A 10,499-nucleotide genomic window follows, 5' to 3' on the forward strand; every position below is an offset into this window, starting at 1 on the left:
CAAAGGGCTTTACTCCTAAAATTCTGTTCCATCCGAGATCGCGCAGATCTTTTCTTGGTTAAACACGGCAAGCAAGGGTAGATTAAAATCCGCTAGAAAAATAAAGTCGTGGCTTCCTATGCGATCAAAACCCACAAGCCCTAATGTGCCCCGCTTTTTTATTGCTCGCTGAAAGCCCTCTAAGTGCTAGCCCCAGAGCTTATCGCTTAAGCCTAGCCCTGCTAGCCCTCTACCCCCACACGCCCCTATTTGTACTATCCCCCCCGCCCTGCCCAATGCCCCAATCGGTAAGTTTTTTAAGTTTCCCCCCCTTAGATAAAAGCCTGCTGGAGGCTACAAAAATCACCCACTACACCGCCCAAAAACACTTTAGCCCCCTGCTTTTCACGCCCAACCGCCTAGAACTCGCCCGCCAACTCAACCAACTTAAAATGCGTTTAGAAAGACAAAAAGTCTATATCAAGGCTGTTTTTGTGCAAGATTTGGCTTTGTTGCCCACCCTCGTAGAATACACACGCCTGCCAAATCTGATTGTGGATTTGCGTGAGTTTTACCCCGCATTGGTTAATCCCCAGCACTTCAGCGCGCCCCTTTTCCACCATATCTGCACCCACTATTTAAGCTATGCCCACAAAAGCCTTAGCGTGAATGCCTCTATTGCCAAGCTTTATGCCCAAAATTACCCCCACTTTAACCCCGCCCATAATTTGATCTGGCACTCAACCCCCTTTTATGCTAATTTGCAACCCAGCCCCCTAAGCTGCCCTATGCGCTTGCTCTACCATGGGCTAGTCGCTAAAGAACGCGATTCGCATAATCTCTTAGATTTAGCCCAAGGTTTAAAGGATTTGCCCCTACCCTATCATTTGAACTTGATGGTCTTAAGCAAACATGCCTCCTTTTTTCAAGATTTTAAGACTAGGGTAACACGCTTGCAAGCCCAAGGCGTGCCTATCCAACTCCTCAAGCCCGTAGGGTTCTTAGAGATCATCTCTGCAAGCCAACCCTTTGATTTGGGGCTTTTAAGCCTGCCTAATAATTCTCTTAATCATTTGTATGCCCTCCCCAATAAGTTTTTTGAATACATCCAAAGTGCTTTAGGGGTGATTAGCACGCCCCTAATGGAAGTAAAAGCCCTACTAGAAGCCCACCAAATGGGCATAACCAGCCCAGATTTTAGCCATGCTAGCTTGCTTGAGACCTTGGCTAGTTTGGATATAGATCAAATCCGACACTACAAGCAACAAGCCAGCCAAGCAGCCAAGCTGCTTTGCATGCAAGCCCAACTGCCTAATCTAGCCCGCTTTTTAAGTGATTTGTAATGCGTTGCTTGGTGTGTGGAAAATGGGTTTTAGGCTTGATGTGTGCGCGTTGTTATGCTGATCTATGCCCCTCTTTAGTGGTGCGCTCCTTGGAGGGCGTGTCTATTTATAGCTTTTATGTTTATGAGGAAATTGAGTGGCTGATTAAAAGCAAGTACCAGCCCTTGGGGAGTCGTGTTTTAGCGCTTTTAGCGCGCCGTTGCGCTGCACAACTTGCCCCCCACCTGCCCAAGACCCCCCTTTATGGGGTGGGTATTGATGATCATGTCAAAAGGGGCTATTCCCACACCGCCGTTATTTTGCACGCCCTCTGTGTTGCGCTCAAGCCCCACTTAAAAGCCAAATACAACCAACTCAAAGCCACAAACCCCATCACTTACGCTGGGCAGAGTTTGAAATTCCGCCAAGAGAACAAGAAAAATTTTGTTTTTAGTGGCGATCCTAACTTGCCTTATTTTTTAGTGGATGATGTCCTCACTACGGGCAGCACCATGCAACAAGCCATAGAAACTCTCCAAAATGCTGGGGCACGCATTGCCTTTGCTTACACACTGGCGCATGGCTAAAACCCTTTAATTTGCCATCCCATAAGATTTTTGGACTAATGGATTAAAAATCTGCTATCATTAAAGAGGTGGGATGGTCTTATATAATCTCCCACGACAATAACTTAAAGGAGATGTATGCCTAATTTAGATTGGAACAATCTAGGTTTTAGCTATGTCAAAACCGATTTTCGTTTTGTTGCCCGCTACAAGAACGGGTCATGGTCTGCTGGAGAACTAATTGAGGATAACCAAATTACTTTACATGAATGTGCCCCTGCCCTGCACTATGGGCAACAATGTTTTGAGGGTCTTAAAGCTTATCGCTGTCAAGATGGATCGATTAATCTATTCCGCCCCGAAGAGAATGCCAAACGCTTACAAGCTTCTTGCAAACGCCTTTTAATGGCACCCGTGCCGGTTGATTTCTTTGTTGATGCGTGTGTCCAAGTGGCTAAAGCTAATGCCAAGTGGGTAGGTCCCTATGGTTCAGGAGCGACACTCTATATCCGCCCGCTGGTCTTGGGTGTGGGGGCTGAGATCAGTTTAGCCCCCGTACAAGAGTTTTTATTTGTGGTCTTTTGCATGCCCGTAGGGCCTTATTTAAAAGGGGGCTTGCAACCGGCTAATTTTGTTGTTTCTGACTACGATCGCGCCGCGCCACAAGGCACAGGAGCGGTGAAAGTGGGGGGCAACTACGCAGCTAGCGCGCTCCCAGCTAAATTAGCTAAGGAGCAAAATTTTAGCGATTGTGTTTATTTAGATGCCGCCACGCACACTAAAATTGAAGAAGTGGGGGCGGCTAATTTCTATGCGATTTCTAAAAAGGGCGTGTTGGTAACCCCCGCATCGCCCTCTATTTTGCCTAGCATCACCAAATACTCTCTCTTGCACTTAGCCAAAGAGCAATTAGGGATCGAAGTGCTGGAGGGCGATGTTTATATCGATTCTTTAGATGAATATAGCGAGGCGGGAGTGTGTGGGACAGCTGCGGTGATTGTGCCTGTGGGTGGGATTTTTTACAAAGACAAAATGCATGTCTTTTATAGCCAAACAGAGGCAGGACCAGTTACCAAACAGCTTTACCACGCCCTTGTGAATATCCAGTTAGGCGATGCGCCTGCGCCTGAGGGTTGGATTGTTAAGGTCTCTTAAAGGAGCTTAGATGAAAGATTTTTTACTCAAGCTCTTATCGGGGATGGCAATAGCCGTGGTGATCGCTCTAGCACCCAATGCGATCTTGGGGGGCTTACTCAAGCCCTATACCCATATCCATGCCGTTGGGCTCTTTGCAGATGCGCTGGTGATCTTGCAAGCCTTGCTCTCCCTCATTACCGGCGTGTTAGTGGGGCTTAATTTCAACTTTAATCCCCTAAAGTCTAGCATCATCGGGGCAGCAGCCTTCATTGCCTCTGGAGTGGTGAAGCACACGCCAAATGGGCTTGTGCTCGCCGGTGTGGGGGATTTGCTCACCGTTTTAATCGTGGTCGCTTTGGCTGTGAAGATCACACAATGGCTAGGCGATAAATTTGGATCGCTCACCATCATTTTACAGCCCATCGCTGTGGGGGTTTTTTGTGGCTTTTTAGGCTTGCTCATCTTGCCCTACACCACTGGCGTAACTCTGCAAATTGGGCAAGCCATCATGTATTTCACCCACCTACACCCGCTTTTAATGTGTGTGTTCATCTCCATCTCTTACGCCTTCATCATCATCTCGCCCATCTCCACGGTGGCGGTGAGCTTAATCATTGGCATTAGTGGTTTAGCTTCAGGGGCGGCTAATATGGGCGTTGTGAGCACGACAGCCGTTCTCATTGTGGGTTCGCTCTTGGCTAAGAATAAAGCCGGGGTGAGCGTGGCAATCTTGCTAGGGGCGATGAAAATGATGATCCCCAACTTTTTCAAATCCCCCATTATGGCAACCTGCGTTTTTGCTAATGGTGTGCTAGCCGGACTCATCACTTATTTTTTCCAAATTACTGGCGATGCCAAGAGTGCGGGCTTTGGGCTAGTGGGGCTGATTGGTCCCATCAAGGCTTATGAAGAGGCGTTGCTCAACCAGCTAGATTTGCCTTTAATGCGCGTGGTGCTCACCTATGGTGTTTTGCCCTTTGTGGGGGCGATTATCTTGCACTTTCTGTGTTGCAAACTCTTTAGGGCTTACCAGCATAGGATTTATTATTTCCAGCAAGCAGCCTAAAAAATGGGGGGGTGGGAGCCACTCCCCTTTGCTTTAAGCTAAGACCTGCTATAATGCCCAGCTTGAATGCGATTTTAAAGGACCATGATGGTGCAGACCCTATCTATTATCAAACCCGATGGTGTGAAAAAGAAAATCATTGGGAAGATCATCACCCGTTTTGAGGAAGCGGGCTTGGAGGTGGTGAAAATCAAACGCATGCACTTGAGTGCAACCCAAGCGCAGGATTTTTATGCCATCCACAAAGATCGCCCCTTTTTCAAGGATTTGATCGCCTTTATGACCAGTGGGGATGTGGTGGTGATGGTTTTAGAGGGGGAAGGAGTGGTGGAAAAGAACAGAAAATTAATGGGGGCTACCGATCCTAAAAAAGCAGAACCGGGCACGATTCGGGCGGATTTTGCAGATAATATCGATGCCAATGTGGTGCATGGGAGTGATAGCCCAGAAAATGCCAAACAAGAGATCGCCTTTTTCTTTGGCAACTAGAGGGCTTTTTGCGCTTAGAGATGAAAAAAATAGGCACGCATGCCAAGCCCTTTACTTGCCATTTAGATCGCATGGAGCTAGAGGGGCAGGTCAGTCGGGTAGGGAGTAAGCTCTACTTGGTGGAGGGGCGTTTGCATGGGGTGTTAAGCGTGCCATGCGCTTTGAGCGGGACCATCTTTGATAAGCCCATTTCTCAAGACTTGCGTTTGCTTGTCTTTGATGGTATCTACAAACCCACAAAGGCACAAGAGCCAATTTACTTAGAAAATGGGCTCTGTATGGAAACAATGGATGTGGTGGAAAGTTTAGATGGGTGCATTGATTTAGAGGCGTTATTAGACTCTGAAGTGCAATCCATCCAAGCAGACTACCACTATTTGCCTAATTCATAAATAAAGGAGAAACAATGGCTGTTCCTGATAGACGCGTGAGCAAAACAAGAGCGAGAAAAAGACGCACGCATTATACTGCCAAGTTGGCAGCACCTATTAAAGATAAAGATGGGAGCTGGAAACTCCCCCATTTTATTAACAAATTCACGGGCAATTACAAATAGAGTCCAGCATGAGGATTGTGATTGACCTCATGGGAGCGGATTTAGGTATCCTCCCCATTGTTGAGGGCGTTGCTAAGGCTTTGGGCACCCAAGTGTTTGAACCGGTTTTGGTAGGTGATGCCACCAAAGCAAAGGCTTTGATCTCCAAAGATTTAGCCTCTAAGGTTGAAATCATTGATTGCCCCGATTATATCCGCATGGAAGAGCAAGCCACCGATGCGCTCAAACGCAAAGAAGCCTCGATCTTTGTGGGCATGGACATTTTAAAAAACGGGGCGGATGCGTTGGTTTCTGCCGGGCATAGCGGGGCAACTATGGGGCTAGCCACGCTCAAGTTGGGGCGTATTAAAGGGGTTAGCCGCCCAGCACTTTGCACGCTCATGCCCTCTGTAGGGCAGCGCGCAAGTGTCTTATTGGATGTGGGGGCCAATACAGACTGCAAGGCAGAATACTTATTGGATTTTGCCATTATGGGCTATGAATATGCTAGGAGTGTCCTAGGCTATGAGAATGCTAGCGTGGGGTTGTTATCCAATGGGGAAGAGGATAGCAAGGGCTCTTTAGCCACTAAGGAGGCTTTTAAACTCATCAGCCAATACCCGCTTTTCCACAGAGAACCCAACAACGCTAATGCCTCTCCCTTTAAGGGCAATGTAGAGGGGAATGATATTTTTGTCAATTCTGTAGATGTTGTGGTGTGCGATGGGTTTGTGGGGAATGTGGTGTTAAAGACCACAGAGGGGGTTGCTAGTGCCATTAGCTCGGTGTTTAAAAACGAGGTTAAGAACAACTTGACAGCTAAATTGGGAGCATTGTTACTCAAAGGGGCTTTTGGTCTCATTAGGCAAAAAACCGACTACGCCGAGTATGGCGGTGCACCCTTGTTGGGTGTGAATAAAACGGTGATCATCAGCCATGGCAAGAGCAATGCGCGCGCGATTGAGTGCGCTATTTACCAAGCCATTAAAGCCAAAGAGAGCAATGTGTGCGAAAAAATGGCATTAGCCTTTAGCCATAAGGCTTTAGATGAGGAAGCCTCCCATGAGTGAAAAGAGAAACATGCCCTATGCAATGCTAAAATCTGTTGCTGCTTATGTGCCTGATAGGTGCGTGGATAATAGCACCTTTGAGGGCTTGCTAGACACAAGCGATGAGTGGATTCAAAAACGCACAGGGATCAAGACCCGTTATTTTGCCACGCCCGAGCAAAAAAGTAGCGATTTGGGTGTCAGAGCCGCCCAAACTGCTATTGAGCGGGCTGGTTTGAGCAAAGAAGACATTGATTTGGTGTTGGTGGGGACACTTAGCCCGGATTATCTAGCCATGCCCTCCACAGCTTGTACCCTGAGTGCTAAATTAGGCTTAGAGAACACGCCCAGCATGGACATTGTGGCAGCTTGTAGCGGGTTTATTTACTTGCTAGCGACCGCTAAGGCATTTGTGGAAAGTGGCATGTATCAAAATGTGTTGATCGTGGGGGCGGAGAAGTGCAGCAGTGTGCTTGATTTTGGGGATCGCAGCACTTGTGTGCTCTTTGGCGATGGGGCGGGGGCATGCGTGATTACGCGCACAGACAACCCCAAAGAGAGTATCTTAGATGTTAAGATCGCCTCCAACGGGGCTTATGCGGATTACCTTTACACGCCCAGAACACTCAAGCCAAGTGCCTTCATTGAATCTTGCGATCAAAGCCAAACTTTACGCATGAAGGGCAATGAAGTTTTTAAGCTCGCCATTAAAACCTTACTCAAAGATGTTGAGGATATTTTAAGTGCCAATAACATTACCCCCGAACAGATCACCTATTTTATCCCCCACCAAGCCAATTTACGCATCATCCAAGCCGTGCAAAACCAGCTAGCCTTTAGTCAAGAGCAGGTGGTGCTCACTGTGCAAAAGTATGGCAACACTTCAGCAGCCAGTATCCCTATGGCGATGAATGAGATTTACGAACAAGGGAAGCTCAAAAAGGGCGATTTGATGCTCTTGGACGCTTTTGGGGGGGGCTTGACTTGGGGGTCGGCATTGGTTTATTATGGCGGAGATCAATTTTAGCATGAAGGAGTTTAGATGACAACAATTAGATTAACACGCGTGGGGCGCAAAAAAAAGCCCTTTTATCGGGTGGTCGTAACTGATTCAAGAAAACGCCGCGATGGGGGCTGGATTGAATCCATTGGTTATTACAACCCTTTGAGCAACCCTAAGGTGGTGCAGATTGACCATGTGCGTTTGGATTATTGGAAGGGCGTGGGCGCTAAGATGAGTGAGAGGGTGCAAAAGTTGGCTTCTCAAGGCTCAAAGGCTTAAGGTTTGCCAGAGCAAGAGAGCAAGGCAGAGGGGGAAAATTTAGAGGGGGGTTTTTGTGTTGAAAAGTTCGTGCAAGAGTATTGCAAAAAGATTGTAACCTACCCACAGGTTTTAGAAGTCAAATCCAAAATGCTTGAAGAGGGCACTAAGGAGCTTTGCATTTACACCAACCCAGTGGATATGGGGCGAGTCATTGGCAAAGATGGTAAGATGGTGAGCGCGATCAAGGCTTTTATCTCGGGGGTGAAAGCCAAGAATGGTTTGAATTATAAGATCGTGGTGCTCGCCTCTGAAAACCCCTATGTTTTGTGATGCAAGTAGATGATTTATTGGTGGTGGGTCGCTTAGGGCGTAGTGTGGGGTTACTGGGGGGCTTGAAACTCTCTTTACAAAGCGATTGTTTAGAGTGCTTGGTGGCTAAAGCCCGTGTTTATGCCTACACACCTTTAGGTCCTATGCGAGCCTTGACAATCAAAAACTACAACCATAATCTTGCACTGATTTTTTTTGAGGAGATCACCAGCAAAGAACAAGCAAGGTTGCTCACCCTGCACACTTTAGCCATGAGCCAAGAAGAGACGCTAAAATATTGCCACCTGCAAGAGGGGGAGTTTTTATACTGCCAACTTCTAAACCTAGAGGTGTTGGACGGGGGGGAGGTCTTGGGGCGGGTGGCTAGCATTGAGCGTTTGGCGGGCACGGATTATTTGTATGTGCAAACCCCTAACAAGTTATTTTTAATCCCCTACATTGATGCCTATATTCTGCACACAGACTTAGAAAATCGGCGTATCTACACCCAGCATGCCCGTGGGCTTTTAGAACAATCCTAAGAATTTGGCATGCATTTTAGCATTTTAACCCTTTTCCCCCAACTGGTTGCCCCCTATTTCCAAGCCTCCATTTTAAAGCGCGCCTTAGACAAGCAGATTTTTAGCTTAGAGATTGCCAACATGCGGGATTTTTCCCCACACAAGCACCAACGCGCCGATTTTGCGCCCATAGGCGGGGGGGCTGGGCAGATTTTAGACCCCTATATGTTAGAAAATGCCTTAAGGGGCGTGGGGCGAGGGCATGTGATCTTTTTAAGCCCCAGTGGTAAGCCCTATGATCAAAGCGATGCCAAACGCCTAGCCACCTATGCGCATTTGATCTTGGTGTGTGGGCGTTATGAGGGCTTTGATGAGCGCGCGATCGAGACTTATGGCGATGAAGTGTTGGGCATTGGGGATTTTATTTTAACTGGGGGGGAATTAGCCGCGCTGTGTGTGTGCGACAGCGTGGCGCGCCATTTAGAGGGCACTTTGGGCAATAGCCAATCTTTAGAACATGAGAGCTTTGAGGAACATCTCTTAGAAGCCCCTCATTTTGCCAACACCGATCGCTTGAATACGCCTAGTTGTGTAGATATGCCCGCTATTTCAGAGTATTCAAAGGGCAACCATGCTAAAATAAGATCGGTTATGCGTAATTTATCTATTTGCAAGACCCAATACTACCGCCCTAGTTTGTATCGTCTCAATAGGTCGCAACGCATGGTATTCGATTCACTTTATCAAAAAGGTTAAATATGAAAAATCGCTATATCCAACATTTTGAGGATAGCCAAATCAAAACCCAACCCCCCCGCTTTAAAGCTGGTGACACGCTCAAACTCGGGATCCGCATTAAAGAGGGGGATAAAATGCGGACTCAGTTTTTTGAAGGGGTTTGCATTAGTTTGCGTGGATCGGGCGTGGATCGCACTTTTTGTGTCCGTAAGATCGGTGCAAATGGGATTGGTGTGGAGAGGATTTTTCCCCTTTATTCTGAAAGTCTAGCCAGCATCGAGGTTTTGCGCGTGGGGCGAGTCAGACGCGCTAAACTCTACTACTTACGCCACCGCAAAGGCAAAGCCGCCCGCATTAAAGAGGTGCGTAAAAAAGAGGTCTAGTTTGCCCTTGCAACGGGTTGCATGCTAGGTTTGCGCCTCTTGGCTTTGGGTATGTTCGTATGTGGGCTTTGCGCCCAATCTGTGCCCCAAGAGGAGGAACAATTCCCCACCCCCTCTATGCAAGACCTCAACGCCATTCAGGGGAGTTTTTTCCACAAAAAACGCACAGAGCTAGACAACACGCTTTTTATTGATTACCACTTGGGGCAGACTTATAAAATCCGCTTGCGTTATGCCATGGTAACCACCATGGTTTTTAGCGAGCCCATCCAAGAGGTGATCTTAGGCGATCATGTGGGCTTTAGCACAAAATTACTCGGGGAGGAGAAACAAGAGAATAGTAATATTTTGCTAGTCAAGCCCTTACAAATTGGTATTGATTCGAATTTAACCATCATTAGCAAGAGTGGTAAAATCTACTCTTTTTATATTTTTTCCACCACTTTTACCAGCTCCAAACACCCCACACTCCATGTCTATGTATCTGATAAACATTTTTTAGATCAAGCCTCTCAAGTCCAGCAACCCCTAGCCCTCTTAGAACCCCAAGAAGAGCCCCCAGAGCCCCAAACCCTAGAGAATACGCCCAAAGAGGAGAAACCCAGCGATGATGGAGCCCATTATCTTAAGATTGGCAAGGGCGCGCACACAATATTGATCCCCAAAAAGGAGATCGAGCATGGGTATCGCATCTTAGGGCATAAAAAACGCGCTTGGTTTTGTCTGTGGCTGTGCAAAGTCGCCACCTCTAAGCCCATCAAGCCCCTAGAGATTTTTAATGACGCACACTTCACCTACTTCAAATTTGATCACCGCGCCTCCCAAATCAAATTCCCCGTTGCTTATAAGGTGGTCGATGGGTATGATAATCCCATTAACACACGCATTGTGGGGGATTATTTGGTCGCTGAGGACATTGCGGACAAATGGACCTTAAGAGAGGGCAAGCAACACACCTGTATTAGGCGCAATCTTAAGAAAAAACCCTGATGTGGCGTAAAATATTCCTTTGGGGTTTAGCTGGGGTGGGTATTTTTAGCGCCTCTCTTGTCATCCACCACAAACCCAAGCCCCCCCAAACCCCCAAATTACAAGAAGTGAGCTACCCGCTCGCCGACTATGTTTTTACGCCCCCCAAAGT

Annotated in this window: 15 protein-coding genes; all 15 read left to right on the forward strand. The window is 47.4% G+C overall.

Features of this window, described 5'->3' with window-relative positions; genetic code table 11:
* The first annotated feature begins 143 nt into the window (after positions 1–143).
* The 15 genes from C5684_RS08400 to C5684_RS08470 all read left to right on the forward strand — a co-directional run bounded on the left by C5684_RS08400 (position 144) and on the right by C5684_RS08470 (position 10,348).
* Positions 144–1,322, forward strand: coding sequence for a glycosyltransferase family protein (locus tag C5684_RS08400; protein WP_104640026.1), 1,179 nt, complete (start codon positions 144–146; stop codon positions 1,320–1,322).
* Entirely contained in the window at positions 1,322–1,888 is a 567-nt protein-coding gene (locus C5684_RS08405) for a ComF family protein (protein ID WP_104640027.1), read from the forward strand. Before C5684_RS08400 ends, C5684_RS08405 begins: the two co-directional genes overlap by 1 nt.
* Before the next feature lie 117 nt (positions 1,889–2,005).
* Entirely contained in the window at positions 2,006–3,022 is a 1,017-nt protein-coding gene (locus tag C5684_RS08410; RefSeq protein WP_104640028.1) for a branched-chain amino acid aminotransferase, read from the forward strand.
* Between the two features lie 10 nt (positions 3,023–3,032).
* Complete coding sequence (locus C5684_RS08415) at positions 3,033–4,070, forward strand: PTS sugar transporter subunit IIC (RefSeq protein WP_104640029.1); 1,038 nt, start codon at positions 3,033–3,035, stop codon at positions 4,068–4,070.
* An 84-nt stretch (positions 4,071–4,154) separates the two neighbouring features.
* On the forward strand, positions 4,155–4,559 hold the full coding sequence (gene ndk, locus C5684_RS08420; RefSeq protein ID WP_199764535.1) for a nucleoside-diphosphate kinase: 405 nt from the start codon (positions 4,155–4,157) through the stop codon (positions 4,557–4,559).
* Between the two features lie 20 nt (positions 4,560–4,579).
* The gene (locus tag C5684_RS08425) at positions 4,580–4,951 is read left to right on the forward strand and encodes a DUF177 domain-containing protein (RefSeq protein WP_233704202.1); all 372 of its coding nucleotides are present in this window, start codon (positions 4,580–4,582) and stop codon (positions 4,949–4,951) included.
* A gap of 14 nt (positions 4,952–4,965) precedes the next feature.
* Positions 4,966–5,115 (forward strand): 50S ribosomal protein L32, encoded by a 150-nt coding sequence (rpmF, locus tag C5684_RS08430; protein WP_013890649.1) that lies wholly within the window; start codon positions 4,966–4,968, stop codon positions 5,113–5,115.
* 8 nt (positions 5,116–5,123) lie between these two features.
* The gene (gene plsX, locus C5684_RS08435) at positions 5,124–6,164 is read left to right on the forward strand and encodes a phosphate acyltransferase PlsX (RefSeq protein WP_104640030.1); all 1,041 of its coding nucleotides are present in this window, start codon (positions 5,124–5,126) and stop codon (positions 6,162–6,164) included.
* A 10-nt stretch (positions 6,165–6,174) separates the two neighbouring features.
* A complete protein-coding gene (locus tag C5684_RS08440; RefSeq protein ID WP_199764536.1) occupies positions 6,175–7,170 on the forward strand; it encodes a beta-ketoacyl-ACP synthase III in 996 nt (331 codons plus the stop codon).
* Positions 7,171–7,185: 15 nt separating this feature from the next.
* Positions 7,186–7,425 carry a 30S ribosomal protein S16 gene (gene rpsP / locus C5684_RS08445; RefSeq protein WP_104640031.1) on the forward strand — a complete coding sequence of 80 codons (240 nt, stop codon included), beginning with the start codon at positions 7,186–7,188 and terminating at the stop codon, positions 7,423–7,425.
* 3 nt (positions 7,426–7,428) lie between these two features.
* Positions 7,429–7,737: a KH domain-containing protein gene (locus tag C5684_RS08450; RefSeq protein ID WP_104640032.1), complete on the forward strand. Its 309-nt coding sequence runs from the start codon at positions 7,429–7,431 to the stop codon at positions 7,735–7,737.
* On the forward strand, positions 7,737–8,258 hold the full coding sequence (gene rimM, locus C5684_RS08455; RefSeq protein WP_104640033.1) for a ribosome maturation factor RimM: 522 nt from the start codon (positions 7,737–7,739) through the stop codon (positions 8,256–8,258). Before C5684_RS08450 ends, rimM begins: the two co-directional genes overlap by 1 nt.
* A 9-nt stretch (positions 8,259–8,267) precedes the next feature.
* Positions 8,268–8,993 (forward strand): tRNA (guanosine(37)-N1)-methyltransferase TrmD, encoded by a 726-nt coding sequence (gene trmD, locus C5684_RS08460; protein WP_104640034.1) that lies wholly within the window; start codon positions 8,268–8,270, stop codon positions 8,991–8,993.
* Positions 8,994–8,995: 2 nt separating this feature from the next.
* The gene (gene rplS / locus C5684_RS08465) at positions 8,996–9,358 is read left to right on the forward strand and encodes a 50S ribosomal protein L19 (protein WP_013890656.1); all 363 of its coding nucleotides are present in this window, start codon (positions 8,996–8,998) and stop codon (positions 9,356–9,358) included.
* 21 nt (positions 9,359–9,379) lie between these two features.
* Positions 9,380–10,348: a TrbG/VirB9 family P-type conjugative transfer protein gene (locus C5684_RS08470; RefSeq protein ID WP_104640035.1), complete on the forward strand. Its 969-nt coding sequence runs from the start codon at positions 9,380–9,382 to the stop codon at positions 10,346–10,348.
* Positions 10,349–10,499 lie beyond the last annotated feature (151 nt).

Source organism: Helicobacter bizzozeronii (assembly GCF_900196775.1).
Taxonomy (GTDB): domain Bacteria; phylum Campylobacterota; class Campylobacteria; order Campylobacterales; family Helicobacteraceae; genus Helicobacter; species Helicobacter bizzozeronii.

What these genes read in the sequence shown, in the direction of transcription:
- C5684_RS08400 (WP_104640026.1), top strand. Translation starts at nt 144, where the DNA reads ATGTGCCCCGCTTTTTTATTGCTCGCTGAAAGCCCTCTAAGTGCTAGC.
- C5684_RS08405 (WP_104640027.1), top strand. Translation starts at nt 1,322, where the DNA reads ATGCGTTGCTTGGTGTGTGGAAAATGGGTTTTAGGCTTGATGTGTGCG.
- C5684_RS08410 (WP_104640028.1), top strand. Translation starts at nt 2,006, where the DNA reads ATGCCTAATTTAGATTGGAACAATCTAGGTTTTAGCTATGTCAAAACC.
- C5684_RS08415 (WP_104640029.1), top strand. Translation starts at nt 3,033, where the DNA reads ATGAAAGATTTTTTACTCAAGCTCTTATCGGGGATGGCAATAGCCGTG.
- ndk (WP_199764535.1), top strand. Translation starts at nt 4,155, where the DNA reads ATGATGGTGCAGACCCTATCTATTATCAAACCCGATGGTGTGAAAAAG.
- C5684_RS08425 (WP_233704202.1), top strand. Translation starts at nt 4,580, where the DNA reads ATGAAAAAAATAGGCACGCATGCCAAGCCCTTTACTTGCCATTTAGAT.
- rpmF (WP_013890649.1), top strand. Translation starts at nt 4,966, where the DNA reads ATGGCTGTTCCTGATAGACGCGTGAGCAAAACAAGAGCGAGAAAAAGA.
- plsX (WP_104640030.1), top strand. Translation starts at nt 5,124, where the DNA reads ATGAGGATTGTGATTGACCTCATGGGAGCGGATTTAGGTATCCTCCCC.
- C5684_RS08440 (WP_199764536.1), top strand. Translation starts at nt 6,175, where the DNA reads ATGCCCTATGCAATGCTAAAATCTGTTGCTGCTTATGTGCCTGATAGG.
- rpsP (WP_104640031.1), top strand. Translation starts at nt 7,186, where the DNA reads ATGACAACAATTAGATTAACACGCGTGGGGCGCAAAAAAAAGCCCTTT.
- rimM (WP_104640033.1), top strand. Translation starts at nt 7,737, where the DNA reads ATGCAAGTAGATGATTTATTGGTGGTGGGTCGCTTAGGGCGTAGTGTG.
- trmD (WP_104640034.1), top strand. Translation starts at nt 8,268, where the DNA reads ATGCATTTTAGCATTTTAACCCTTTTCCCCCAACTGGTTGCCCCCTAT.
- rplS (WP_013890656.1), top strand. Translation starts at nt 8,996, where the DNA reads ATGAAAAATCGCTATATCCAACATTTTGAGGATAGCCAAATCAAAACC.
- C5684_RS08470 (WP_104640035.1), top strand. Translation starts at nt 9,380, where the DNA reads ATGCTAGGTTTGCGCCTCTTGGCTTTGGGTATGTTCGTATGTGGGCTT.